This is a genomic window from Algoriphagus sp. TR-M9, from assembly GCF_027594545.1.
In the GTDB taxonomy this organism is placed as follows: domain Bacteria; phylum Bacteroidota; class Bacteroidia; order Cytophagales; family Cyclobacteriaceae; genus Algoriphagus; species Algoriphagus halophytocola.
The window spans coordinates 1,771,210-1,796,613 of the sequence record NZ_CP115160.1; the positions used below are offsets into that span (position 1 = coordinate 1,771,210).

Below are 25,404 nucleotides of genomic sequence, written 5' to 3' on the forward strand. Positions count from 1 at the left end.
TTTATAGAAACCCTGCCCTTTTAAAAAGGGAAAAAATAGGGGATTCCAAAGGTAGCAACTATCCAAAGTAATAAGTTCAGTGGGGTGCCTACTCTGATGTAATCAATGAATTTATAATTTCCAGGGGTGAAGATCATCGTATTAGTCTGATAGCCCATAGGAGTCATAAAACTGAGGCTCGCGGCAAAGGTAACTGCCATAAGCATAGGTCTAGAGTCTACCTCCAATGCACTAGCGATACTGATGGCAATAGGGGCCAATAGTGCAGCTGTAGCATTATTTGACATCACATTGGTCAATATAAAGGTCAATCCAAACAAGGCACTCATCACCACTCTGGGGCCATATTGTCCCAGAGAATCCACGATAGAGCTCGCAATTAATGCAGAACCTCCAGTTTTTTCTAAGGCTAAACCCATGGAAAGCACTCCTGCCAGCATCAAGATGACTTTCCAATCTATCGCTTTATAGGCTTGTTCGGTGCTTAAGGAGCCAAGCATAATCAGAGCAATGGCTCCGGCCACTGCGGTGACTACTATGGGGAAGACTTCAAAGGAAGCCAGCCCTATTATTAAAGCTAAGACAACCAAGGTCAAAACACTTTTGGTTTTGTTCAATGCCTTGGCTTTGGACTCCGAAATCAAGAGTAAATCTTCTGAATTTTCCAAAGACTGGATTGAATCTTCGGAAGCACGTAGCAGCAAAATATCTCCTGCTCTCAGCTTGGTTTTGGAAATCAGCGCATTGAGCATGCCGGTACGGTTTCTGATTCCGATTACTAATATTTGATTAAATAACTTTCTGAAATTCAGTTTTTTAATACTCTTATTGATTAAAAAAGATTGAGGTGTGACCAAGGCTTCATAGATGTGCTCATCTTCAGTGGTTACATTTTCCTCGCTCCATTTGAGGTCTGCTTTTAGTTCTATTCCCGGTGTGGTTTTTATTTTTTCCAGAGACTCTTTGTCACAACTGATTTTGATCAGGTCTCCCTGCTCAATGGGCGTATTGGGGTAAACTCTCACTTGACGACCATCCGTACGTATAATTTGGAGGGCTTCTGCATTTAATTTGGAGAAAATATTTTGCTTGAAAATGGGTTCGTTGAGCTGTCCGAAATCATCCAGAATCACCAGCTCTGAAATGTAATTACCCAAATCTATACCTTCTGAAAAGCCGGATTTGAACTCTCTGTTTGGAGATAGCCATTTTCCAATGGTAAGCATATATAAAACCCCTACGGCTAAGAACACTAAGCCCATTTTGCTCATCTCAAACACTCCAAAACCTGGCAAACCTGCCTCCTCAGCTATACCACTTACCAAAATATTAGTACTGGTACCCAGTAGTGTGCAGATGCCACCCATCAAAGCTCCAAAAGATAAAGGCATGAGAAGTTTGGAAGGGGAAAGATCGTTGGACTTGCGAAGTCGTATGACAGCAGGCATGAGTAGGGCCACTACTGCAGTATCGGATATGAAAGCGGATAAAAATCCCGCAGAAAGCATCAAAGTGAGTAGGAGGTGGTTTTGGCTCTTTTTGGCTTGCTTACCCAGTCGCATGGTAAAGTTATCCAGCAAACCTGTGTTGAAAATGGCGGCGGAGACCACAAACATGGCGGCTACAGTGATTGTCGCTGAATTAGAAAAACCAGAAAGTCCTTCTTCTACATCTAAAATCCCCGTGAGCAAAAAGGCCACCATGACTGCGATAGAAACCGTATCGATGGTAAATTTCTCTGTAAAAAATAAGATTACTGCCAGCCCGATGATGCAGAAAACCAAACCGATTTCAAATGTCATAAATTTACATCTTAAGGTAATTGCCTTTTTTCAAGCGTGCGCGAATGCGGAAATAATTCACAAAGCCTATTATAAGAAGTGTCAAACTCAAGCCAAATGCCAGATATCCGAGTTCGCGTACATGCGTAAGCTCCTTCACTTCAAATAGTGCCGTACCTGATACTAAAAAGTAAAGCGAGGTTCTGACAAATGCCAAAAGGGTCCTTTTATTTGCCAAAGTAGTACGCTGTCTGGCTAAATAATCTCTAATAATTAATTCTCTTTCCAAGTCATTGTCCATATTTGCAGGGTATTTATTTATATTGAAATAATTCAACATCTCTTACTTATGAAAAGAATTTCTACACTTTTCCTGTTTATTGTGTTCTCTGGGCAATTATTTGCCCAGGTAGATGAAGTCCCAACTCCCGCTGACACCAGTTATTGGCTTAAAGAAATAGGCGGCGGCATGAACTTAAACCAAGCTTCTTTCAGCGGCAATTGGCAAGGTGGTGGTGTCAATTCTATTGCCCTTGGATTTTACCTTAACGGTAGAGCAAATTATGCAAAAGACAAATGGTCTTGGGACAACACCATGGATTTTATTTACGGTATCGTAAAAAATAAGGACGAAGAGGGAAGGAAATCAAATGACCGAATATTTTTGGATACTAAGGTAGGCTATCAGATCAATGATAAGTGGAACTACTTCTTTGCAATTAACTTCTTGAGCCAGTTTGCTCCAGGTTATGAGTTCCCGGAGGATCAGGAGAGGATAATGATTTCAAAATTTCTAAATCCAGCATATCTGACCACCTCCTTGGGTGTGGAGTATAAGCCAAATGATGAGTTCAGTCTTAGAATTTCTCCTTTTTCACCTAGATGGACCTTTGTGACCGATACGGAGTTGTATCAGGATGTACCCAATAATTATGGGGTAGAAATCGGAGAAAAAGTCCGTACAGAGTGGTTAGCCTTGAGCATATTGGCTGATTATAATAAAAAGCTGTCTGAAAACCTTTCCCTGATGCTCAGGTATCAGATGTATGCTAATTATGAAACCTTTGCCTTTGACGCGATTGACCATAGGTTAGATGTGGGTTTGACAGCCAAAGTTTCCAATTTTGTCAATGTGAGCCTGACCAGTTTAAGCATTTATGACCTGGATCAGGATAGCAAAATTCAATTTAGCCAGGGATTAGCATTGGGAATTGCATTTAAGCAAGGGAACTTCCCTGAAAAGGAATAATCGAAACAAATTTTTATTTGGTATTTTGTTTTGATTAGAATTGTATTATTTTTGAATTCATTGTGGTAGTTAAATAATAGTTGGTTTAGTTTTCAAATAAAGGGCAGGAGATTTTCTCCTGCTTTTTTATTGTTTATTTACCAAGGAGTTAATTTTTTTCTTCAAATAATCCTGTTTTTTTAAAATTCAGAGTAGGTTACCTTTGGGGGTATTAACCTATTAAACCTAAAATGAAGAATAGACTAATTCTATTTTGCTCTTGTCTGCTATTTTACGTGTTCAGCAGCAAAGCTCAGGACAGCCCTGTCCCATTTAACCCAATCTCTCTAGATGATCTTAGCGCATTTCAGCCCAGCTCCGGAAACTGGACTGTGGTAGGCGATATTATTTATGATTTAGAAGGAAAGAAGGCAAAAATCGAATCCGGTACAGGTATTCTGCTAAATACGCTTCAGAAGGGCGAAAATCAGCCTTTAATGACGGCCTTTGATCATGGGGATATTGAGTTGGAACTGGAGTTTATGATGCCAAAAGGCAGTAATTCTGGGATTTACCTGCAAGGCCGCTACGAGGTGCAGCTTTTTGATTCATGGGGAAAGCAGAACCCTGATTTTTCTGATGCAGGTGCTATCTATCAGCGTTGGGATGAATCACGTGGATCGGGAAGAGCAGGCTTCGAAGGGCATCCACCTATGCTCAATGTCAGTAAAGCTCCAGGTCTTTGGCAATCATTGAGGATTGTATTTCGGGCGCCGAGATTTGATCCTAATGGGAAAAAGATCGCAAATGCCAAATTTGTTTCGGTTTACCAAAATGGAGTATTGGTCCAGAAAAATGTAGAAGTTACAGGTCCTACCCGGGCAGCATTCTTTGAGGACGAGACGCCATTGGGGCCATTGGTGATTCAAGGTGATCATGGTGGAGTGGCGATCAGAAATATCAATTATAAATCCTACGGGTCGGAGCAAGTGGTATTGTCTGATATGAAATTGACTTCTTACGATTCCATCAAGAAAATCACTGATTTTGCGACAGCCAATCCAAAGGGTACCATGGATATTGATGTGCTGGCACATTTGGCTCCTGCTAGCAGAAATGAATTTGCCGGCTCTGTTTCCGGTACCTTGAATATACCATCTTCAGGCGAGTATTTCTTTAACTTAAACTTAGCTTGGGTTCCCGATGATACACCACCAGGTGTGATCAATGGAGCAGGAGTTTTGCTCATAGATGGCAAGGAAGTCGTAGAAGTAGATGGAGTTACTGGAAAAGCCAACGGTTCCGCCCAATTAACTGCAGGAGATCATACACTTACCCTGAATTATTTCAAGGTTTTTGGCCACTGGTATGCGCCGAGCAATGATATTCTACTCACTGTAGAAGGAAAAGGTGTGGCGCAAATGGCTTTAAATAAGCCCATTAAAGCTGCCGATCCAGTAGGTGAAATCTCGGTCCAAGTCAAAGATCAGGCAGAGATGCAGCGTGGTTTTTTCATGCATAAGGGGAGCAAGCGTACGCATACCGTGGCGGTAGGTGAGCCTGGCGGAGCCAATTATGTAATGGATTTGAGTACAGGCGCATTGCTTGCTATATGGAGAGGGGAGTTTGTGGAGACTACTCCTATGTGGTACGGAAGAGGAGAAACTCAATTAATGCTCCCAAAAGGAGCGCTGATAGAATTTACAGATGGACCAAGCGTAGCGATGCTGGAAAATGAAAATCAAGCCTGGCCTAGTGACAGTGTTAATTATACATTTGAAAGCTATAAAGTCAATGTGCAAGGGGAGCCCATGGTTCATTACTCCATTGGTTCGGCGCGAATTTCATCGCAGGTTTCCACTGCAGATGCTGGTAAAAAATTGGTTCACCAGCTCCAGGTCAATTCAGCCGATACCAGTCAGGAATTCTGGTGCAGACTAGCTTCAGGATCTAAAATAGAAAAGCTGTCCAAAAGCTTATACGCTATAGATGATAAGTCCTATTACATTGAATTGAATGGAAAGGAATCTCCCGTGATCCGAAGCTCGGGAAATGGGATGCAAGAATTGATACTGCCTCTAAAATGGGACGGTAATCAAAGTTTGGTTTCGTATTCAATCGTTTGGTAATTAAAAGGAAGCAAGATGAAGATTCAATTCAATAAAAAATATATAGCAGTTTTAGGTTTTTGTGGCCTTCTGGCCGGGATTCAGCCTTCTCAGGCTCAGGAGCAATCCATGAGAGTGCCGGACACCGAGGATGATTTTTATAAAATGATTTCGCTGCCCGTTCCGGAAGATGTGATTTTGGAAGTGGGTGGGATGGCTACTTTACCCGATGGTAGTTTGGCAATTTGTACAAGACGGGGAGAGGTTTGGGTGGTTTCCAGCCCAAATATTTCCGGTACGGAAAAGCCCGTTTTTAAGCGCTTTGCCACTGGTCTGCATGAGCCTTTGGGCTTAGCCTATAAGGACGGCGACATCTATGTGACCCAGAGAAGTGAATTGACTAGACTTCGAGATACCAATGGTGATGGTCAGGCGGATGTTTATGAGAAGATCTACTCTTGGCCGCTTTCCGGCAATTACCATGAGTATTCTTATGGCCCTACGTTTTTGCCGAATGGAAATATGCTTGTGACTCTAAATGTAGGCTGGAGCAATAGCCTTGGGCATGGTGTGAGCTTGGTGCCCTGGAGAGGATGGACCCTGGAGATTACACCTGACGGTGAAATGACTCCTTATGCGGCCGGTATGCGCTCTCCTGCAGGCTATGGAATGAATGCAGCAGGTGATTTCTTTTATACAGAAAATCAGGGTGACTGGGTAGGTTCTGGTAGGATTTCGCATGTAGAGCGAGGTGACTTCTTAGGTAATGCAGAAAGCTTAGCTTGGACTGATTTGCCAGGGTCTCCTCTGGATTTGAAACCAGAAGAAGTGCCAAATACTGGTGAGCCTATGTATGACGTAGCGCAGCGAGTACCAGAATTGAAAGCACCGGCAGTTTGGCTTCCACATGGAATTCTTGGTATTTCTACTTCAGGGTTTTTGAATGACAATACTGAAGGAGGTTTCGGGCCTTTTGCCAATCAGGTGTTCGTGGGTGATCAAGGACAAAGTAAAATCATGCGCGTAGACTTCGAAAAAGTAAATGGAGAATACCAAGGTGTGGTTTTCCCTTTTAGAGAAGGATTCTCTTCAGGTATTTTGAGAATGGTCTGGGGAAATGATGCTTCTATGTTTGTAGGGATGACCAGTAGGGGATGGTCTTCCACCGGTAAGGAACTGTTTAGCCTGCAGCGGCTGGTGTGGACCGGCAGAATGCCATTTGAAATGCAAACGGTCAAAGCTAAACCCGATGGATTTGAAATTGAATTTACCGAACCTGTCAATAAAGACTTGGCAGAGGATCCGGCTTCCTATAAGGTGACAGGTTTTTCATACAAATATCAGGCGGCGTACGGAAGCCCGGTGATTAATAATGAAGCTTGTGATGTAATAGGGGTGGTGGTTTCTGAGGATGGTATGAAGGCCCGTTTGCTTGTAGACAATCTACGCTTAGGGTACATCCATGAAATCACAGCTGAAGGTGTAGAAAATACAGCGGGAAAGAAGCTATTGCATAATGTGGGATACTATACCTTGAACAATCTTCCTGAGGGAGATAAGATAGACCCAGCTCCATTTTTGGCAATAAGACATGCGAAACACATGGAAATGATGCGTGCGGATAGTATTGCCAGAGCCCAAGCAGAACTAGAAGCAAAAGCAAAGGCCGCTGAAGACAAGCGTAAAGCTGCCGCAGCCGCCAAGCCAGTGGCTCCTAAATTGGCCAAAAATACCACTTCCATGCCAGCAGCTTGGAATGGAGAAGCAGATATTACCATTAATATGGGCACAAAGCCAGGATTGAAATTTGACCCAGCGCAGGTTCAGGTCAAAGCAGGTAGTAAAGTGAAACTGGTGTTTAATAATGTAGATGATATGCTTCACAATCTAGTAGTCGTGATGCCCGGGACTGCTATTGAAGTAGGAGAACAGGCCATGAAAATGGGTCTGGAAGGACAACAGAAAAATTACATTCCTAATACTTCGAAGGTGCTGGCCAATACGGTTCTTCTACAGCCGAATACCTCCGAAACCATTTACTTTATGGCTCCTACAGAGCCTGGCGAGTACACTTACGTGTGTACAGTGCCCGGGCACTTTTATACCATGCAGGGGACATTGAAAGTAGTGAAATAACAAAAAAAGCACAGACCTAGTGGTCTGTGCTTTTTTAGCCTAAAGGAAGTGGTGTTTATCATATAAAAGAATGACATTCAAATTGTTAAATGGGTTGATAAGTTCTTTTGCTTAAGACCATTTACAATAGGATTAGGCACTTTTTCCAGTAATGGGGCTAAAGCATACTAGGATTTGCTTCACGCTGGTATTTGCCTTGCTTCAGCTTGTTCTGCTACTGCGGGAATCATCCGTCACTTGTGCTGAGCGAAGTCGAAGCATAGTTCTTCTGTCCAGATGAGCAAAAAATTATTGGTCATTGACATCATACCGTATATTCACGATTTATAATTTTCCATTATGAAATTTCCACTCAGAAGCCAAGTTGGTCACCTGATTGTTTTTATTGTAGCCTTTATTGCCTTCACCAATGCAGAGGCGTCAGTCGATACTGTCACTACATACAGTGCCTCGATGAAGAAGGAAATCAAAGCCTTAGTTATTACCCCAGATTCTTATGATGAGTCTAAGGATTACCCGGTAGTTTACTTGCTGCACGGTTTTTCCGGAAACTATAAAGATTGGTTTACCAAGGTGCCTTCGATTGAATCTTACGCCAATAGGTATGAGCTGATCATTGTGACTCCAGATGGAAACTTCGGAAGTTGGTACTGGGATAGTCCGGTCAATCCACAATCAAAGTATGAGACTTATGTGGCTGAGGAATTGGTGGATTTTATAGATCAGCAATACAGCACCATAGCCTCTAGATCCGGTCGGGCTATTACAGGCTTGAGTATGGGAGGTCATGGTGCGCTTTATTTGGCATTTCGGCATCAGGATAGGTTTGGTGCAGCGGGAAGCATGAGCGGCGGAGTGGATATTGGGCCCTTTCCTGAAAACTGGCAAATGAAAGATTACCTGGGCGCTAAAGCAGAATTTCCGGAGCGATGGAAATCCTATTCTGTAATGGGACAGCTTCATCTTCTCAGCCAAAACAACCTTGCATTGATCGTCAGCTGCGGAACAGGAGATTTTTTCTACCCAGTGAATCTAAAATTACATGAGGAGCTGACCTATAACAATATCCCGCACACTTTTATGACAGGGCCTGGAGGGCATACCTGGAACTACTGGGCGGATGCCGTACAGTATCACTTACTCTATTTTCACAATTATTTTCAAAGCAATTGATCTGATTGAGTTAAATGTGCCAACGCATTTCTTTGTCAGTGCCAAAGTGAAATAAACGTTTATAAATAACAGCAACTGGGTGGTCTTCTGGTTTCAGGTTGCTACTTCCGGTTTTCATACAATCGTCTGATCAAAATACACCTTTGCCGAAAAGTAGCTGGTCAATTTATTTGAATTTATAGATCTTATCGTCAAAAGCGCAGATGAACAGTTCCTGATTTTGGTCAACCCCAAAAGAAGAAATGGGAAAGTCCGCATCTACCAACAATGTGTTAACGGCTTGGTTTGGATTAGAAGTATCCAGGCTCCAGATTCTCCCAGAAGCATAATCAGCGTAAATGTATTTCCCCTTTAGTGCAGGTATTTTATCTCCTCTATAAACGTAGCCCCCGGTGATAGAAACATCACCTTGGCTACGATCATATTGCCAAACGGGCAGCTGCAGCCCTTCTTGTTTGCAATTCCTGCCCTTGTAGCAATCATCGGCTTCCATAATATTCCATCCGTAATTCCCACCTTTTTGGATGATGTCAATTTCCTCATATTTATTCTGACCCACATCACCTAGCCACAGCTGTCCTGTCTGCGAGTCAAAGCTAAATCGCCAAGGATTCCTCAGTCCATACGCATAGATCTCTTCTTTATACCCCTCGGAATTGTGCACAAAAGGATTGTCTGAAGGAATTCCGTAAAATTTACCCTCTGATTGACCGTCCACATCTATCCTGAGTATACTTCCTAAAAAAGTCTTCAAGTTCTGCGAATTTTCATGTGGATCCCCGAATCTACCTCCATCACCCACACCTATATACAAGTACCCGTCTGGCCCAAAAGCGACTTGCCCTCCATTGTGATTCGAGTAAGGCTGTTCAAATTCCAATAATACCAGTTCAGAGGCAGCATTTGCCTGTAGCGGGTTTGAACTTGAAACGGTGAACCGAGAGATAACTGTTCTGTCCGGGTTGGAAGCAGTGTAATTCAAGTAAAAGTAGCCATTAGCTTCAAAGTTTGGATGAAAGGCCAGGCCCAGTAAGCCTTCTTCGTTGGAGGAGTCTTCTACTCGAGCCTCGATGTTTAAAAATTCTGATTTGGCTCCAATCATTTTTTCATTCTCAAATACTGAAATTACTCCCCTTTGCTCCACCACGTATAGTTTCCCGCTTCCGTCTCCAGCATGTTGGAAATCTACAGGTCTGGTAAAAGAGAGCTGAGGGAATGCCTCTTCTATTTCCAGGTTTGCAAATGCAGCTGTGGTATTATTGGGACTTTCTTGAGCATTAGCTGCGCAAAACAGGAGCAGTACGAGCGTGATGGATGAGGACACATGTTTCATGTGTTTATAATTTGATTTTTAATGGCCACATGGAATCTTCGCAAGCATTATAGTCATCCCACTGTGTGACGATCTTCGACATGCTCGATTTCATATTTTCAGAATTGTTTTTTATGGTCATATCCCGTCTGGTAACGAAGGATACGGGAGCAAATAGCGCCATGAAAATAATCAGCCCTCTGTTTGTAGTTCTCGACTAGCTTGATTGTATTTACTTACTGGTTTTTTTAAATCCCTACAGAAAAGGTCTGAAATTGAATGGATTAGATGGAAGTGAACCTTTTGTTATTTGCCTTTGCATGGCCCTGTTCCAAATATATGTTGTGGTATTCGAGGTTTTGCGTAAGCAATTCATTACAAAATGGCCACACATGTAATGAATATGGGGATTAAACCTGTTTTTTCAATATATTTAGTCAAATAATAAACCTAAAAACCCTAAAAAATGAGTAAAGAATCATCTAGAAGAAGCTTTATCAAGAAGTCTGCCATAGCAGGTACGGCCACCATGGTACTGCCTACCTTCATACCTTCATCGGCTTTTGGAGCCAATGACCGGATTAATGCTGCTGTCTTGGGAATAAACGGAAGGGGCAAAAGCCATATTCAGGGCTTTATGTCGCAGAAGGATGTGCAGGTCACTACCCTTTGTGATCCGGATATGAATTTGCTGACAGCTGGCCAAAAAAGCTTTCAGGAAAAATACAATCAAGAAGTAGCACTAGAGCAAGATATCCGCAAGGTGCTGGACAATAAAGATATTGATGTGATAAGTTTGGCTACGCCAAATCACTGGCATGCTTTGGCTACGATCTGGGCCTGCCAGGCAGGGAAGGATGTATATGTGGAAAAACCAGGCTCGCACAATATATCCGAAGGTCGCAAAATGATAGAGGCAGCGGAGAAATATGACAGAATTGTACAGCACGGCGTGCAGCTCAGGAGTTCTCCGGCAGTACAAGAAGCGATTGAACTGATGAGGGATGGCTACATCGGCAGAGTATATATGGCCAGAGGTTTGGTATTTAGAATGCGAGGCGATATAGGAGATAAGGGTGTTTCTCCGGTTCCTGAGGGTCTGGATTACGATCTTTGGACGGGGCCCGCTCCTAAGGTGCCCTTCACCCGTAATTTGGTCCATTATAACTGGCATTGGCATTGGGATTATGGCAATGGTGACGTGGGCAATCAAGGCATCCATGAAACCGACCTCTGCATGTGGGGGCTGGATGTGGGTTTTCCTACTAAAATCACCTCTATGGGCGGCAAGTACCTGTGGAATGACAGTAAGGAAGTTCCAGAAGTGCTGACTTCGGTTTACAATTATCCGGATGAAAATAAAATCATTCAGTTTGAAGTTCGACCATGGTACACCAATGCAGAAGGTGGAGCTACAGTGGGAAATATTTTCTATGGTGATAAGGGCTATTTGGTGGTAGATGGATACGATAAGTACCAGACATTTCTAGGTGAAGACCGAACACCAGGTAAATCCGGTGATGACGGGGGAGTGGCAGCTACTGGCATGGATAGAGGGGCAGGAGGCACGGATGTTCACTTTGCCAATTTCATAGAGGCCGTTCGTAAGCATGATAAATCCATTCTGAACGGACCAGTGGAAACAGCACATTTGTCATCGGGCTTGGCACATTTAGGAAATATTGCTTACAGGCTAGGCAGAGTGCTGGATTTCGATCCTCAAACGGAGAAATTTGTGAACGACTCGGAAGCAGACGCCATGCTTACTCGGGAGTACAGACCGGGATTTGAAGTGCCCGACCAGGTTTAGAAAACTCAATTTGCACTCCTAAAAACCTGCTGGACTACTCTGGCAGGTTTTGTTTTTTTTAAAAGGTAAAAAAGCTAATACTATCGAAAAGATTGCCGACTAGATCAACCCTTCTTCCTCTAAGGATTTTTCGATTCTAGCCTGTTTTTCCCAGAATTTATCCTTGATTTTTTGAATGTTTTTATCAAAGTCAGGATGTTTTGTCAAGGGTTGGAATATAGGGTCTTGCCCTATGAGTAAAAACCAATAGAGGTAATTTTCCTCTTCAGAAAATTGTCTGAGGTGATCCATCGCCTGTTCTAAGTCCCCCTTATGGGTGTATTTCATGGCTAGGTTTAAGTTTTTGTATACAGACTGGTCCGTTTCGCAAAATTTGTCAAAAGATTGATAGAGCTTCTCAGCTTCTTCCCGATGCCCTACTTTTTCGTAAACCATTCCGATTTTGATGTCTTCCGATCTGTAAATATCCAGCCCTGCAGCTTCTCTGGTTTGTACAAAAGTTTGAAAGTATTGAAATGCTGAATCATATTCTTCTTCAGTATAATAAAGCTTTGCGAGATCCTGTAAAATATCCAATCGGCTAGGGTCTTTTTTCAGTTCTTGCTTCAGTAACTTTTGAGTTCTGGGAATATTCCCATCCTTAGCAAAGAGAATAAAAGCCCGTAAATGTGGAGCATAATAGTTATTGGGATCAAAGTCCAATGACCGGTTGATATAAATAAGCGCCTCATCCACAAAACCAGCTGATACCAGGGCATTTGCAAGCTGTAAATAGCTATAACTTTGTGTGGTGGAGTCAGAGGCGACTACCTGTAACCTGACGCCTTTTAGCGCATACTCCAGGTATTTTTCTGTATCCGGAGCCAATCGAAAGTAAAAATCAGCAAGCATCTGAATGGCCAAAGCAGAATTGGGATTGTATTCCAGTGCCTTTTTCAGGTAGGGCTGTGCGAGTGTGTACTCCTTGGTTTGGATATAATAGAAAGCTTTGGCGCAGAGACTTTCTGCTGATTTTGAATCATAAAGCAAAGCCTTGTCTGCATAGGAATTGATCTGCTCCGTATACTGCTTTTCAGCTTGGAACATTTCCAGCAGATAATACGAAATGGCGATATCTGCATAAGCCAAGGCAAATTCAGGATCCTGAGCGATAGCTTTTTCAAATAAGCCAATGGCCTGGTTTAGGCCTTCTGTAGTTCTGGAAAGAAAGGGATCTAAGCCTTGAAGGTAATAATCATAAGCCAGGAGATCCTCAGTAGGTTTTTTTTCTATTTGTTGCAGTTCGGTAGGAGTGACCAGGGCTTCTATGGATGTTGCTATTTGCATAGCTACTTCATTTTGAATGGAAAAAATATCCACAAACTCCCGATTGTATTGCTCTGCCCAAAGCTGCCTATCACCTGATGCTTCTATCAACTGTATATTGAGTAAGACCTGATCTCCTACTTTTTGACCGCTGCCGGTAACGAAATAGGAAACCTGTAATTCATCGGCAATTTCAGCTAAACTCTTCTGGGTGTTTCTATACTTATCGACTGAAGAGCGACTGATAACCCGCAGATCCTTAATCTTTTGAAGATTGTTTAGCGTGGATTCCATCAGACCATTCACAAAGTAAAGATTGGATGAATCAGAGCTTTCATTTTTGAAAGGGAGTACAGCGATAGACTTTTCGGAGGGGATCTCCCTGCTTTCCTGCAAAGGCAGGTAATAAAAAGCCAGGATAACCATGATAAAAATGGCGAGAACACTGGCTAGAATCACTGATTTTGGCCAGCTTTCTGGCTTGGCTTTTAACTCCTGTAATGGTTCAGGCTTCACGGGATTTTGCTGCTTTCCCACTTCACCAGGAGGAAAGCCAAAATGCTCCCTAAAGCATTTGATAAAATAAGATGATGAACCAAATCCCACCTGGTAAGAGACCTCAGAAACTGTGTGTGAACCTTCTTTGAGTAGATCCATGGCAATTTCCAGCCGTATCTGCCGGATGAAAAGACTTGCCGAAAGACTGGTGGCACTTTTGATTTTGCGAAGCAGATTTGATCGGCTCATATTCATAGCATCTGCCAATTCAGATACCCCGAATTGTTCATTAGAGGCATTCTCTACAATGAGAGCTGTGGCTTGACTGATGAAGTCTTCTCTGTTCGATGGGCTTTCTGGCATAACAAAATTCGGATGTTGAATTTATAAAAAAATATCCAAAGCCATCACCTGGGTAAACCCTCAAAAAAGGATTAGAAAAGCTGCTTTTGCGCCATAGTTTATATCCTTGCGTCATAGTTTTTATGCATTGACGATACTTTATGTTTTTGGCAACCTGCCTTCTACATGCCGCAATAGGGCCTGACCTAGCTTTGTGGGAAACAAAATCAAAAAGTACAACTCAAAAAAAACAACTCATGAAAACTTTAAAAATTCAATCTCTCGCAATGCTTGTGGCTGTAGCTTCTGTAGTCATCTTCACACCTGCATGCTCTCAAACGACGGAAAAATCAAAGTCCGAAACCAAAGCAGAAGCTCCGGATATGGATATTCATGCAGCAGTATTGGCAGGCAATCTAGAAGTAGTGCAGCAACATATCAAAGCCGGGACGGACATAAATTCCAAGGAACCTTTCAATGGATCTACTCCATTGGTTTCTGCAGCTACATTTGGGAAATCTGAAATTGTCAAGGCCTTGCTAGCAGCTGGTGCAGACACTTCAATAGGCAATAACGATGGTTCCACCCCTTTACACTCAGCGGCCTTTTTTGGAAGGGTAGAAATCGTGCAACTCCTGCTGGATGCAGAAGCTGATAAGACAGTCAAAAACAACTACGGAGCTACCCCAAGAGAAACAGTGGTAGCACCATTTGCGGAGCTGAAGCCGCTTTATGAAATGATGAAAGAGCAGCTTGGGCCGCTTGGTTTTCAATTGGATATGGAAGAGCTTCAAAAAAGCCGTCCAGTAATCGCGATGATGCTACAGTGATCAGGTTTGAAACTAATCTAAAATGACTACTCACAGAAGATACGACATAGACTGGCTTCGCGTAATCGCCATAGGCCTGCTGCTGATTTATCATATCGCCATAGTTTTCCAGCCTTGGGCTATGTTTTTGGGCTTCATTAAAAGTAATGAGCTCATGGAGGATTTGTGGATGCCTATGACCTTACTCAACGTCTGGAGAATACCGTTTCTGTTTTTTGTCTCTGGAATGGGCGTGTACTTTGCTATACAGCGAAGAAACTGGAAACAGCTGATGAAGGAAAGGGGAAGGCGGATTTTAATCCCCTTCCTGTTTGGAATGCTCGCGATAGTACCACTACATTTTCTGGTTTTCCAGCACTACTATGGATTACCAATTGGATATTATCCTCATCCGGCCCATCTGTGGTTTCTAGGTAATATTTTCATTTACGTTACGGTTTTACTCCCTGTGTTTTTTTATTTGAAAAGAGCTGGGAGAGTTCAGCACTATTTGTCTCAATTCATGAGCAACCCGATAGGCCCACTTTCACTTTCAGTCTTATTTGCTTTAGAAACGATTGTGGTGCAACCTCAGGTTTTTGAATTATATGCAATGACCTGGCATGGATTCTTTTTAGGCTTGCTGGCTTTTTTCTGCGGTTTTCTATGTGTCTACAGCGGGAAGAGTTTCTGGAAAACGGTGATGGAGTGGAAGTGGTTTTACCTAGCTTTGGCAATGGCATTTTACCTAGTGAGATGGAAGGTATTGAACTTGCAATCCCCATCCTATTTGTTGGCGATTGAGTCAAACTGCTGGATTTTGGCGATTTTTGGGATGGGCTATCAGTACTTGAACCAGCCAAGCAAGGTGCTAAATTACCTAAGTGAAGCAGCTTATCCCATTTACATTATTCACATGGTGGTGCTGTATGCGGGAGGATTATTTATTTTGCCGCTAGAAATACCAGTATTCCTGAAGTTTATCTTGATAGTGGCATTTACCGGAATAGGGTGTCTGGGGATTTATGAACTTTTGATTAGAAGGAATAGCTTGTTAAGGCCCTTTTTCGGGCTGAAGGTGGCGCCGAAAGCTAAAACTGTGATGGATGGAGCGAAGGTAGGTACTTCCGGTACTGCGGTAGAAAATCAAAAAAACCAAGATTCTACGGCATTTCATTGAATCTATTAAATAGGACCACTAGTGGTTGAAGAAAATGAAAAATAAGAAACGATTAATAAACATACTTATCCCTAGTCTCTCCATTATCATCTCGTCGATTTTTATCCCCTGGCTGTTACTAAGGGCCTGGCTGGCCCCACTGCCGGATACCGTACAGGAGCAAGTGGATAATGCGCTGAACTATAAGCTGGACGGTATCATCGTGTATGTGGATCAGGGAGGTAAAGCTCCGGAATTATATGCAGCAGGCTGGAAAAACAAAGAAAGTGAAGTTCCTATGGATCCTCAGGCCTTGTTTAAGATAGCAAGTATCAGTAAACTTTACATTGCAGTGGCAGCTGCTAAATTGGTGGCCAATGATCGGCTTTCGTTAGATCGAAGTTTGGCGAGTTATTTACCGGATTTGAAAGGAAGAATAGAAAATTCAGAGCGTATCACACTGAGAATGCTGCTTCGCCATAGATCCGGCATTCCCAATTTTACTGATCAGGAAGATTTTCCTTGGGATAATCTACCCAAGGACAACCAAGAAACGCTGACTTTTGTGCTAGATCGACAGGCTGATTTTTCCCCGGATGAAAAATTTGCCTATTCCAATACCAATTACCTTTTGATAGGTGAGATCCTAGACAAAACCTTAGGCTATAGCCACCACGGCTATATCAAAAAGGAGATTTTGGAACCGCTTAACCTACACCACACTTACAGTCTGCTTAGTGAAGTGGATGTGAAGGACCTGACCAGTGGTTATGTGATCGGCTATGGGCCAGATGTGATGAGTAATGATTTTACTACGCCGGGAGGGTCCATGGTGTCTACGGCAGAAGAAACAGGTGTTTTTATCCGAGCATTGAATGACGGAACATTATTGAATCAAGCGGAACAGGATATTTATAGCTCAGTCTATGAGTACGGGCATACTGGGCTTCTCCCAGGCTATCAAAGCATAGCTAGGTATCATCCCGACTTAGATGCTGTAGTGGTGCAGTTTGTCAATACAAGTGGAGACTTGGCCTGGAATGTTCACGAGATTGTTTACAATAAGGTGCTTAAAATCCTGAGGAAGAATAAACCATAGCTCACTTGGCAGGATTGATGGGTAAACTATATACCCTTTTCCCTGATGCAGCATACACTGCGTTTGCTATAGCGGCTCCTGTAGGAGGCATGGACACTTCTCCACCTCCTTCAGCTGGCTGATCTGGCCTATCTATCATTTCTACCTGCACTTCAGGAATATCCGAAAAGCGAAAAACGGGATAGTTACTCCAGTCAGAACTGGTGATTTTATCGCCTTCGAAAGTCACCTCTTCTCGTAGGGTCCAAGATGCTGCTTGTAGCATTCCACCCTCGATTTGGTTTTTGATTCCGTCTAGGTTGATGATTTCACCTACGTCTGCAGCTGCCCACATGCTGATCACTTTCACTTCCCCATTTTCACCATCTACCCGGACTTTGGCGCCCACTGCTGCATAGGCAGCAGAATTTTTATACCGGGAAAAAGCATATCCTATTCCTTCTAGAGGTCCAGTGCGTACTGAGCTGCACATATTGCGCACTTTACGGATTACGGCTTTGGCTCTTTCATCCTCCAAATGCTCAATTCTAAACTCCAAGGGGTCTTTGCCCGCTTTTTCTGCCAACTCATCCATAAAGGATTCTATGGAAAAAATAGTGGTATAGGAGCCTAGGCTGCGCAAGGAAGAAACCCGCAGTGGTCCATCAAAGAAGTGCGCATTCACCTGCATATTGGGAATGCTGTAATAAGGGTCTGCATTTCTATGTCCTCCGCCCAGGTATCCTCTGCCTCTAAGCGATCGGGCTGGCTCTAGGTATCGGGTATCCAGTAAGGTAGCAGGATCTCTGTCTGGACGAAGGCTATGTGAATCTGTCCAAACCTCCGATTTCCAGGCCTGAATCTTTCCATTGCTAGACAGGCGGGCCTCCAGTTCCATAATCATGGCTGAGCCAAAGGGTTCCCAGCAGTTTTCGTCTTGGCGGGACCATTGTACCCGAATAGGTTTGTTGGGCATGGCTAGCGCTAATATGGAGGCATCAGCAGCAGCATCGTCTGCAGTACTGTGTCCAAAACATCCAGCTCCTGGAACTGAAGTCACGTGAATTTTTTCTTCGGGAATATTTAGCATGCCAGAGATGGCTCTTCGCATGGGATAAATTCCCTGGCTGTGTGACCAAATGTGTAAAATTTCTCCATCAAAAAGTGCAATTCCGCAGCCGGGACCTATGGAACCATGCTTGATGTAGGGTTTGGTGTAAGATGCTTTGAAAGTAGTTCCGCTTACATTCGCTTGGGTAAAATCCCCATCGTTTTTGATGTTTTTTGCAGGTTCGGCTATTGATTTAATATGTGAGAATAAATCTTTTGCTAGAGGAAATGATTTGCCTGCAGACCATTTTGAGTGCTGCTTCAGATACCTCTCAGCTTTCACAGCTTGATATTCCTTTTCGGTGATCACACCTACAAAACTACCATTGACCACCGTTTTTAATATTCCTTTCACATTTGCTTTTACTCCGCTAAGGTCAATGCTCTCTAGTTTGGATTGATAAGCAGGAGGTCGGACTACCCGAGCGTGCACCATGCCAGGCAAACGCATGTCTTGGATGTAAAGCTTTTCACCCCGGACCATTTGTTCGATGTCATTTCTAGGAATAGGCTTCCCCACGTACCGTCTTTCTGACTTTTGTTTAATGGGTACAGGTTTGCTGACCTCCATGTTGATTTGGGCACCGTCCAGTACTTGTGCGAAATTGAGTGCTTGTGCAGTAGTTTTATGGGTAATCTGTCCGTTATAGAATTTCAGGTTTGATGTCGTTGTATTGAGTTTCTCAGCTGCTAATTCTAGTAGCTTTTGTCTGGCGGTAGCCGCGGCATACCGAACGGACATGGCACTATTGGGAATAGAACTGCTGCCTGCGGTATAGCCTTCATCTGGGGTAACTCCGGTCTCTGCTAAGTGAACATCCACTTGAGAAAGCGCTAGGTCCAGTTCCTCAGCTGCCACTTGGCGAATAGCGGTACGTATTCCCTGTCCGAGCTCAACTTTCCCTGAAAAAATCCTCACTGTTCCGTCTTCCAAGATTTCAAGCCAAGCATTTACATTCTGAAGCTTTTTTAAATGGTCAGGTGCGCTATCAATTATACCTAGAGCTTTGTTTTCTTTTTTAGAAATTCTAATGAAACCGAATAGAGGGAAGCCTATGCTGAGGTAGCTAATGTTTTTGAGAAAGTGTCGTCTCGTGGTTTTTGGTAGTTTAATCATTCCCTTAAAGGTTTTTAGAAGCTTTCTGTACGGCTTTGATTATTCTGGAATGTGCACTGCATCTGCATAAGTTTCGCTCTAAGCCATTTTTGATTTCATCAAGACTTGGGTTAGGAGTTACATTTAACAGCCCAACTGTCGCCATGACCATTCCATTGAGGCAATAGCCGCATTGTGCGGCCTGTTCATCTACAAATGCTTGCTGTACGGGATGGAGTTGGCTCGGTGATTTTGCTAGACCTTCCAAAGTGGTGATTTCAGTATCTTCTGAAGAAGAAACAGGGAGTACGCAGCTAGGAGTGGCACTCCCGTCGATCAGTACCATGCAGGCACCGCATTGGGAAAGACCACAGCCAAATTTTGGTCCGGCTAGCTCTAACTCATCTCGTAATACGTAAAGCAGGGGAGTGTCAGGTTCTGATTCTACTGTGTGACTGGTACCGTTTATTTGAAGGGTGTATTTGGGCATATCGAACTATTTAATTTTCTAATTTAGTAAAATGAGGAGGGAATTTTTCTCCATAGCTGTAAAAGTCAAGTTCCTTAAAGTGGATTACTTTAAATTATTAATAATAAGGAGCCTATATATTAGCGGGTACAAGTTTTCAGGATTTGATACTTGGCGATTTAATAGGGTCATACGCTTTATTACCAATAAGGAGTCCTAGGTATAAAAAGATTTTCCTAACACCATTAGCATTTAGGCAGTTTCGGTTTTTTGACCAGGTGAGCAAAAATTTCTGCTCACTGGAATCTCGCTGTTAATGCATGATATTTAAACATTCTGAATTGGATTTTCAAGAATATATATCGTAATATTGCAATGAAATAATTTGTTATGGGAGTTACAAAAGCAGACCTTTTTACAAAGGAGCAGAATGAATTGGCCCAGGTAGCCAAAGTTTTTGCACATCCGGCTAGAGTTGCCATTATTGAGTTTCTTTTGCGCAGCAATACCTGCATCAATGGAGATTTGGTTCAGGAACTGGGGCTAGCGCAAGCCACGATCAGTCAGCATCTTCGGGAGCTAAAGCAGGTTGGGATCATTCAAGGAACCATAGAAGGCGTTTCAGTGAGCTACTGTATCAATCCGGAAAAGTGGATGCAAATTCAGCAACTGTTCAATGGTCTTTTTGATCAATTTTTACCTAATCCTAAAAGCTGTTGTTAAGAGAAAAATTTTGGTCCTTTTAATCGTTTTATTGCAATAAATATATTGAGTTATGAAAATTTCAGAAGTAAAATCCGCTTTAAATTCTCTAGAAAGTATCGCATTCCAATTGCCAGATGGCTCATTAGTGCCGACCCATTTTCATGTTACCGAAGTGGGGAAAGTTTCCAAGCATTTCATTGATTGTGGAGGTACGGTGAGGACGGAGAATGTAGCTAATTTCCAACTCTGGAATGCGGACGATTACAATCACCGCCTGCATCCCGAAAAACTGGTCAGCATCATTGAGCTTTCAGAAAAAGTATTGGGACTGGAGGATTTGGAAGTAGAGGTGGAGTACCAGTCAGAAACCATTGGAAAATATGGGTTGGATTTTGATGGGGTGAATTTCGTTTTGACTACCAAGCAGACTGATTGCCTTGCTAAAGATAAATGTGGAATTCCTGCTCAGAAACCAAAGGTTAGGCTTTCAGATCTGGCTGGAACCTCCTGTGCACCTGGATCAGGTTGCTGTTAATTTTTCCCCCATTTAATTCGCAAGTCATGCAACTATATCAGCCACTCAACGAAACAGTCAAGAAAGCGAAATCTCTTCCTATTGAAGGATCCAGAAAAGAAGTTCTTCAGGTTTTGATAGCCTATATTCAAGAGAAAGTTGACTCGGGTTCAGATGTGAATTTGAACTTTATTTGTACTCACAATTCCCGGAGAAGCCAGTTCTCCCAGATTTGGGCGCAAACCGCAGCGGATTATTTTAATATCCCGGTCAATTGTTATTCAGGGGGTGTAGAGGTGACAGCATTTAATGAAAGAGCTGTTGATTCCGTCAAAAGAAGTGGCTTTCAGGTCAATAAAGATGGAGATGATAATCCGCGGTATATGATCAGGCATAGTGCTAGTGCCAAACCAATCCTGGCTTTTTCGAAGCTTTTTGATGATTCTATCAACAAGGTCGAACGTTTTGCGGCAGTCATGACCTGTTCGCATGCCGATGAGAACTGTCCCTTTATTCCGGGCACAGAGCAGCGTATCCCCGTTCGGTATAAGGATCCAAAAAAGTATGACGATACATCCGAGGAGCAAGCGAGGTATGATGAACGCTCGCTTCAGATCGCCTCAGAAATGTTTCATGTATTTAGTCAAATAAAACTGTAAACATGGCCACTAAAGAAAGAAAGTTAAGTTTTCTGGATAAAAACCTGACCTGGTGGATTTTCCTGGCCATGGGGCTGGGAGTGGGGATTGGATATGTATTTCCATCCAGTTCCGGTATTATCAATTCATTCAGTACAGGCAGCACGAATATCCCCATTGCAATAGGCTTGATTTTGATGATGTATCCCCCCTTGGCCAAGGTAGATTATAAGCTTTTGCCAAAGGTTTTTAAAAATGTCAGAATCCTAAGTATTTCCCTTGTGCTGAACTGGGTAATCGGTCCTGTTTTAATGTTTGTGCTAGCATTGGTTTTCTTGCATGATTATCCAGAATATATGGTCGGCTTGATTCTGATAGGTTTGGCCAGGTGTATTGCGATGGTTTTGGTGTGGAATGACTTGGCAGAAGGAAGCAGCGAATATGGCGCTGGGCTGGTGGCATTAAATAGTATTTTTCAGGTTTTCATGTACAGTTTTTATGCTTGGCTGTTTATTACGGTTCTGCCGCCATTTTTTGGTTATGAGGGCTCCATAGTTGACATATCTATAGGGACTATCGCTGAGAGTGTGGCCATATACCTAGGAATTCCATTCTTAGCTGGGCAATTGAGTCGAGTGGTTTTGGTGAAAATAAAAGGTGAGGACTGGTATAAAACTGTCTTTATCCCAGCTATTTCCCCTTTGACGCTGATGGCATTGCTTTTTACTATAGTGGTCATGTTCTCACTGAAAGGAGAGCTGATCGTAGAGATTCCTATGGATGTGGTGCGAATAGCAATTCCATTGCTGATCTACTTCACTCTGATGTTTATCATAGGTTTTTTCTTCAGCAAGGCAATGGGAGCCAGCTATGATAAAAACGCTGCGATAGCCTTTACTGCAGCTGGCAATAACTTTGAACTGGCGATAGCAGTGGCGATAGCGGTTTTTGGACTGGAGTCTGGCCAAGCTTTTACCGGAGTCATCGGTCCCCTGGTAGAGGTTCCCGCATTAATTTTATTGGTTCGGGTGTCTTTTTGGCTTCGCGATAAGTATTATGGAATAGTGGATCTTCCACAGAAATGAGAGTGAAGACAGGATGGGTAGCTGTGCAAAGGGTCTGAAAAAAAGGAGTTGACTTTAGCTGAATGATGGGAAGCTTTAGTAAAATTCCTATATTCACTTCAAACCTAAAAACCTATCTTAACCTATGAAAAAGTTCTTTTTAACTTCATTAGTCTTTGCCTTAGTTTTAGCTGTAGCAGTAGCTCAGGATTATAAATCCCGGACTGTAGAGGATGGTGGTACCGGAGTCTATTCGGCTATTATGGAATCAGATCCTTCATTGCGCACTCACACTATTTTCCGACCAAAAGACTTGACTCCCTTTGGCGAAACAGAAAAGCTTCCCATCATCGCCTGGGGAAACGGAGCCTGTGCAAATTCTCCTTGGGAACATGTGAATTTCCTGAGTGAAGTAGCTTCACATGGATTTTTAGTAGTGGCGATTGGTCCCATGCCTGAAGAGGGAGAGCGGTCTAGGGATAGATCAAAATCATCTCAGCTGATCGACGCCATAGACTGGGCTATAGCCGCAAATGAAGATTCGAGCAGTCCCTATTATGGTAAAATAGATGTTTCGAAAATTTCTGTAAGTGGCATGTCATGCGGAGGTTTGCAAACGCTGGAAGCCGCGCCAGATCCTAGAATTACCACTGTAGTGGTTTGTAATAGCGGTATTTTAGGTAATCCCGGACAGGGTATGCCCGGTATGCCCGCTCTTAAAAAGGACCATTTAGAAAAGTTACATTCACCTACCTTGTACTTGCTCGGTGGGGAATCTGATATAGCTTATAACAATGGAATGGATGATTTTAATAGAATAAATCACGTTCCGGTATTTGTGGGAAATATGGATGTGGGGCATGGTGGTACCTATGCTCAAAAGCATGGAGGAGAGTTTGCCAGAGTAGCTACAGCATGGTATTTATGGCAATTGAAAGGTGACCAAGAAGCCGGTAAATTGTTTCAGGGAAATCCAAGCGCTCTTTCTAAATCACCTGATTGGACGGTGGAAAAAAAGATGATGCCTTAAGGGCTAGTCCTGAATAGACGTTATAGTTTTTAAGGATAAATTTGGCTAGCATCGGGTTTCGACTCGGTGCTATTTTTGTTTTTGTAGGTTCTAATCATGTTGGTGTTTTGTTGGTGCATTTTGAATTACAGTGAAACGGGAATTGATGCAAATAGAATAAGAAACCCCATTTTTCTATTTCATTTTAAACTTTGATTTCAGTATTAGAGTACCTTTGTAAAACTTAAGGATAACTACCTTACCATGAAGAAAGAACTCCAACTTACCCTGGCGCCTGAGGTAGCCTATATTCCCGAACTTTTTAAAGAAGTGGCCTTGAGAACTGCTCAAATCCCTTCGGATAAGGACCAGGTTTTTGTAAGGCAAGTCAAAAGATCCATTGATGCCAGAGGCAGAAATGTCAAAATTAATGTACAGGCCGAAATTTTTGTAAATGAAACCCCGGGTGCCCTCCTGGACTATGAGCCCAGTTACAAGAATGTGCACCAGTCAGACCCTATAGTTATTGTAGGAGCGGGTCCTGCAGGCCTATTTGCTGCTTTGCGTGCCATAGAACTAGGGATAAAACCTATCCTAATCGAAAGAGGTAAGGATGTGAGAGCTAGAAGGCGTGATCTTGCAGCGATCAATAAGGAGCACCTTGTAAATCCGGATTCCAATTATTGTTTTGGGGAAGGTGGAGCAGGTACTTACTCGGATGGGAAACTCTATACCCGATCTAAAAAGCGGGGAGATGTAAGGAGAATCATGGAGATTCTGGTAGCCCATGGAGCCACCGAAGAGATATTGGTCGATGCACACCCCCATATCGGAACCAATAAATTACCGAAACTAGTGGAGGATCTTCGCGAAACTATCCTGGCCTTTGGTGGTGAGGTTTTATTTGATACTCGAGTGGAAGACTTTGTATTGGAAGGCAATGAACTCAAGGGGGTAATCACCCAAAATGGAGATAAGATACTCGGAGAAGGTGTGATTTTGGCTACAGGCCACTCGGCGAGGGATATTTTTGAATTGCTCCAACGAAAGCAAATTGTAATAGAAGCGAAGCCTTTTGCACTGGGGGTTCGAATCGAGCATAGCCAGAATTTAATCGACAGCATTCAGTATAAATGCGGCTTGGACAGAGGACCATATTTGCCAGCATCCGCCTATTCCTTGGTGCAGCAGACAGCGTTTAATAAGAAGCAGCGAGGCGTTTTTAGCTTTTGCATGTGTCCAGGTGGCTTTATCGTCCCAGCGGCCACTTCTCCTGGTGAGTTGGTGGTGAATGGTATGAGTCCAAGCAGGAGAGATGGGAAATTTGCCAATTCAGGCATAGTGGTTTCTGTGGAACTGGAGGATCTTCCAAAGTACCGTAAGTTTGGTCCCTTGGCAGCGATGCATTTCCAAGCAGATATAGAGCAGAAAGCCTGGGCAATGGGAGGAAAAAGCCAAGTGGCGCCCGCCCAGCGTATGGTTGATTTTGTGGAGCAAAAAGTGAGTACCAAGCTGCTGGACACCTCCTACCAACCCGGGCTGAATTCCGTGGATATGAACGAAGTTTTACCTGACTTTATTTCTGCGAGGCTTGCCATGGCCTTCAAGTCTTTTGGACAAAAAATGAAGGGGTATTATACCAATGATTCCCAACTGATAGGAGTAGAAAGCAGAACTTCATCCCCAGTCAGAATACCTAGAGACAGGGAAAGTTTTGAACATGTTCAGATCAAAAGACTGTATCCTTGTGGGGAAGGTGCTGGCTATGCGGGAGGAATCGTATCAGCCGCCATGGATGGAGAGAGATGTGCAGAGAAGCTCATTGAAGCTTATGTGAGGCGCTGAGTTGACCTTTTAGGATAAATCAGTTTTTCGCCACTTTTAGTTATGGTTTTTCCGTTTTTTATATACTGAATTTAGATGTTCATCTTTACTTTTTTCTCCTGAATAATCTTTATTTTAGGACTAAGATTCTCTTGGTAAGTTTGTTGTGTGTATGACGTCAACAAGTCATTTTAGGATACATTGATGTCTTTTTTTATTAGATACTTTGACTCCTT

The 25,404-nt window shown here is 43.0% G+C and carries 20 protein-coding genes; 14 read left to right on the forward strand and 6 right to left on the reverse strand.

What is annotated here, in order from left to right:
- Window positions 1–20 precede the first annotated feature (20 nt).
- Window positions 21–1,802, reverse strand: a complete 1,782-nt coding sequence (locus PBT90_RS07735; protein WP_264809815.1) for an SLC13 family permease — start codon at window positions 1,800–1,802, stop codon at window positions 21–23.
- Window positions 1,803–1,806: 4 nt separating this feature from the next.
- The gene (locus PBT90_RS07740; RefSeq protein ID WP_264809816.1) at window positions 1,807–2,082 is read right to left on the reverse strand and encodes a DUF202 domain-containing protein; all 276 of its coding nucleotides are present in this window, start codon (window positions 2,080–2,082) and stop codon (window positions 1,807–1,809) included.
- A gap of 48 nt (window positions 2,083–2,130) precedes the next feature.
- On the opposite strand from PBT90_RS07740, the gene PBT90_RS07745 reads away from it, so the two are divergent.
- From PBT90_RS07745 to PBT90_RS07760, 4 genes are all read left to right on the forward strand, one after another.
- On the forward strand, window positions 2,131–3,030 hold the full coding sequence (locus tag PBT90_RS07745; protein WP_264809817.1) for a DUF3078 domain-containing protein: 900 nt from the start codon (window positions 2,131–2,133) through the stop codon (window positions 3,028–3,030).
- A gap of 230 nt (window positions 3,031–3,260) precedes the next feature.
- Complete coding sequence (locus tag PBT90_RS07750; RefSeq protein WP_270132545.1) at window positions 3,261–5,138, forward strand: 3-keto-disaccharide hydrolase; 1,878 nt, start codon at window positions 3,261–3,263, stop codon at window positions 5,136–5,138.
- Between the two features lie 15 nt (window positions 5,139–5,153).
- Window positions 5,154–7,253 carry a plastocyanin/azurin family copper-binding protein gene (locus tag PBT90_RS07755; RefSeq protein ID WP_264809819.1) on the forward strand — a complete coding sequence of 700 codons (2,100 nt, stop codon included), beginning with the start codon at window positions 5,154–5,156 and terminating at the stop codon, window positions 7,251–7,253.
- A 339-nt stretch (window positions 7,254–7,592) separates the two neighbouring features.
- Window positions 7,593–8,426, forward strand: coding sequence for an alpha/beta hydrolase (locus tag PBT90_RS07760; RefSeq protein ID WP_264809820.1), 834 nt, complete (start codon window positions 7,593–7,595; stop codon window positions 8,424–8,426).
- A 166-nt stretch (window positions 8,427–8,592) separates the two neighbouring features.
- Here the strand turns inward: PBT90_RS07760 and PBT90_RS07765 are convergent, their stop codons facing one another.
- A complete protein-coding gene (locus PBT90_RS07765) occupies window positions 8,593–9,759 on the reverse strand; it encodes a PQQ-dependent sugar dehydrogenase (protein ID WP_264809821.1) in 1,167 nt (388 codons plus the stop codon).
- Between the two features lie 445 nt (window positions 9,760–10,204).
- Between PBT90_RS07765 and PBT90_RS07770 the strand changes: the two genes are divergently transcribed.
- Entirely contained in the window at window positions 10,205–11,548 is a 1,344-nt protein-coding gene (locus PBT90_RS07770; protein WP_264809822.1) for a Gfo/Idh/MocA family protein, read from the forward strand.
- A 99-nt stretch (window positions 11,549–11,647) separates the two neighbouring features.
- Here the strand turns inward: PBT90_RS07770 and PBT90_RS07775 are convergent, their stop codons facing one another.
- Window positions 11,648–13,714, reverse strand: a complete 2,067-nt coding sequence (locus PBT90_RS07775) for a helix-turn-helix domain-containing protein (RefSeq protein ID WP_270132549.1) — start codon at window positions 13,712–13,714, stop codon at window positions 11,648–11,650.
- Between the two features lie 236 nt (window positions 13,715–13,950).
- Here PBT90_RS07775 and PBT90_RS07780 point away from each other — a divergent pair, with 236 nt between their 5' ends.
- Genes PBT90_RS07780 through PBT90_RS07790 form a run of 3 tightly spaced genes read left to right on the forward strand, consistent with a single transcriptional unit; the run spans window position 13,951 to window position 16,760 of the window.
- Window positions 13,951–14,523: an ankyrin repeat domain-containing protein gene (locus tag PBT90_RS07780; protein WP_270132551.1), complete on the forward strand. Its 573-nt coding sequence runs from the start codon at window positions 13,951–13,953 to the stop codon at window positions 14,521–14,523.
- A 22-nt stretch (window positions 14,524–14,545) separates the two neighbouring features.
- Window positions 14,546–15,682, forward strand: a complete 1,137-nt coding sequence (locus PBT90_RS07785; RefSeq protein ID WP_270132553.1) for an acyltransferase family protein — start codon at window positions 14,546–14,548, stop codon at window positions 15,680–15,682.
- A gap of 34 nt (window positions 15,683–15,716) precedes the next feature.
- Window positions 15,717–16,760, forward strand: coding sequence for a serine hydrolase domain-containing protein (locus PBT90_RS07790; RefSeq protein ID WP_270132555.1), 1,044 nt, complete (start codon window positions 15,717–15,719; stop codon window positions 16,758–16,760).
- 1 nt (window position 16,761) lies between these two features.
- Here PBT90_RS07790 and PBT90_RS07795 read toward each other — a convergent pair whose 3' ends face one another.
- Together PBT90_RS07795 and PBT90_RS07800 are read right to left on the reverse strand one after the other, a co-directional pair.
- Entirely contained in the window at window positions 16,762–18,966 is a 2,205-nt protein-coding gene (locus PBT90_RS07795) for a xanthine dehydrogenase family protein molybdopterin-binding subunit (RefSeq protein ID WP_270132559.1), read from the reverse strand.
- Between the two features lie 4 nt (window positions 18,967–18,970).
- Window positions 18,971–19,435: a (2Fe-2S)-binding protein gene (locus tag PBT90_RS07800; protein ID WP_270132561.1), complete on the reverse strand. Its 465-nt coding sequence runs from the start codon at window positions 19,433–19,435 to the stop codon at window positions 18,971–18,973.
- 369 nt (window positions 19,436–19,804) lie between these two features.
- Between PBT90_RS07800 and PBT90_RS07805 the strand changes: the two genes are divergently transcribed.
- The 6 genes from PBT90_RS07805 (at window position 19,805) to PBT90_RS07830 (ending at window position 25,189) form a co-directional block, all read left to right on the forward strand.
- Window positions 19,805–20,137 (forward strand): ArsR/SmtB family transcription factor, encoded by a 333-nt coding sequence (locus PBT90_RS07805; protein ID WP_264809829.1) that lies wholly within the window; start codon window positions 19,805–19,807, stop codon window positions 20,135–20,137.
- Between the two features lie 52 nt (window positions 20,138–20,189).
- On the forward strand, window positions 20,190–20,654 hold the full coding sequence (locus PBT90_RS07810; protein WP_264809830.1) for a DUF6428 family protein: 465 nt from the start codon (window positions 20,190–20,192) through the stop codon (window positions 20,652–20,654).
- 26 nt (window positions 20,655–20,680) lie between these two features.
- Window positions 20,681–21,292, forward strand: a complete 612-nt coding sequence (locus PBT90_RS07815) for a low molecular weight phosphatase family protein (RefSeq protein ID WP_264809831.1) — start codon at window positions 20,681–20,683, stop codon at window positions 21,290–21,292.
- 2 nt (window positions 21,293–21,294) lie between these two features.
- On the forward strand, window positions 21,295–22,356 hold the full coding sequence (gene arsB / locus PBT90_RS07820; protein WP_264809832.1) for an ACR3 family arsenite efflux transporter: 1,062 nt from the start codon (window positions 21,295–21,297) through the stop codon (window positions 22,354–22,356).
- A 124-nt stretch (window positions 22,357–22,480) separates the two neighbouring features.
- The gene (locus PBT90_RS07825; protein WP_264809833.1) at window positions 22,481–23,365 is read left to right on the forward strand and encodes a poly(ethylene terephthalate) hydrolase family protein; all 885 of its coding nucleotides are present in this window, start codon (window positions 22,481–22,483) and stop codon (window positions 23,363–23,365) included.
- Window positions 23,366–23,608: 243 nt separating this feature from the next.
- On the forward strand, window positions 23,609–25,189 hold the full coding sequence (locus PBT90_RS07830; protein ID WP_264809834.1) for an NAD(P)/FAD-dependent oxidoreductase: 1,581 nt from the start codon (window positions 23,609–23,611) through the stop codon (window positions 25,187–25,189).
- Window positions 25,190–25,404: the final 215 nt, after the last annotated feature.

Bases quoted from the DNA above. Each gene is read 5' to 3' on its own strand.
- PBT90_RS07825 (WP_264809833.1), top strand. From the start codon at position 22,481: ATGAAAAAGTTCTTTTTAACTTCATTAGTCTTTGCCTTAGTTTTAGCT.
- PBT90_RS07775 (WP_270132549.1), bottom strand. From the start codon at position 13,714: ATGCCAGAAAGCCCATCGAACAGAGAAGACTTCATCAGTCAAGCCACA.
- PBT90_RS07745 (WP_264809817.1), top strand. From the start codon at position 2,131: ATGAAAAGAATTTCTACACTTTTCCTGTTTATTGTGTTCTCTGGGCAA.
- PBT90_RS07755 (WP_264809819.1), top strand. From the start codon at position 5,154: ATGAAGATTCAATTCAATAAAAAATATATAGCAGTTTTAGGTTTTTGT.
- PBT90_RS07790 (WP_270132555.1), top strand. From the start codon at position 15,717: ATGAAAAATAAGAAACGATTAATAAACATACTTATCCCTAGTCTCTCC.
- PBT90_RS07735 (WP_264809815.1), bottom strand. From the start codon at position 1,802: ATGACATTTGAAATCGGTTTGGTTTTCTGCATCATCGGGCTGGCAGTA.
- PBT90_RS07815 (WP_264809831.1), top strand. From the start codon at position 20,681: ATGCAACTATATCAGCCACTCAACGAAACAGTCAAGAAAGCGAAATCT.
- PBT90_RS07795 (WP_270132559.1), bottom strand. From the start codon at position 18,966: ATGATTAAACTACCAAAAACCACGAGACGACACTTTCTCAAAAACATT.
- arsB (WP_264809832.1), top strand. From the start codon at position 21,295: ATGGCCACTAAAGAAAGAAAGTTAAGTTTTCTGGATAAAAACCTGACC.
- PBT90_RS07830 (WP_264809834.1), top strand. From the start codon at position 23,609: ATGAAGAAAGAACTCCAACTTACCCTGGCGCCTGAGGTAGCCTATATT.
- PBT90_RS07810 (WP_264809830.1), top strand. From the start codon at position 20,190: ATGAAAATTTCAGAAGTAAAATCCGCTTTAAATTCTCTAGAAAGTATC.
- PBT90_RS07785 (WP_270132553.1), top strand. From the start codon at position 14,546: ATGACTACTCACAGAAGATACGACATAGACTGGCTTCGCGTAATCGCC.
- PBT90_RS07750 (WP_270132545.1), top strand. From the start codon at position 3,261: ATGAAGAATAGACTAATTCTATTTTGCTCTTGTCTGCTATTTTACGTG.
- PBT90_RS07760 (WP_264809820.1), top strand. From the start codon at position 7,593: ATGAAATTTCCACTCAGAAGCCAAGTTGGTCACCTGATTGTTTTTATT.
- PBT90_RS07740 (WP_264809816.1), bottom strand. From the start codon at position 2,082: ATGGACAATGACTTGGAAAGAGAATTAATTATTAGAGATTATTTAGCC.
- PBT90_RS07780 (WP_270132551.1), top strand. From the start codon at position 13,951: ATGAAAACTTTAAAAATTCAATCTCTCGCAATGCTTGTGGCTGTAGCT.
- PBT90_RS07800 (WP_270132561.1), bottom strand. From the start codon at position 19,435: ATGCCCAAATACACCCTTCAAATAAACGGTACCAGTCACACAGTAGAA.
- PBT90_RS07770 (WP_264809822.1), top strand. From the start codon at position 10,205: ATGAGTAAAGAATCATCTAGAAGAAGCTTTATCAAGAAGTCTGCCATA.
- PBT90_RS07765 (WP_264809821.1), bottom strand. From the start codon at position 9,759: ATGAAACATGTGTCCTCATCCATCACGCTCGTACTGCTCCTGTTTTGC.
- PBT90_RS07805 (WP_264809829.1), top strand. From the start codon at position 19,805: ATGGGAGTTACAAAAGCAGACCTTTTTACAAAGGAGCAGAATGAATTG.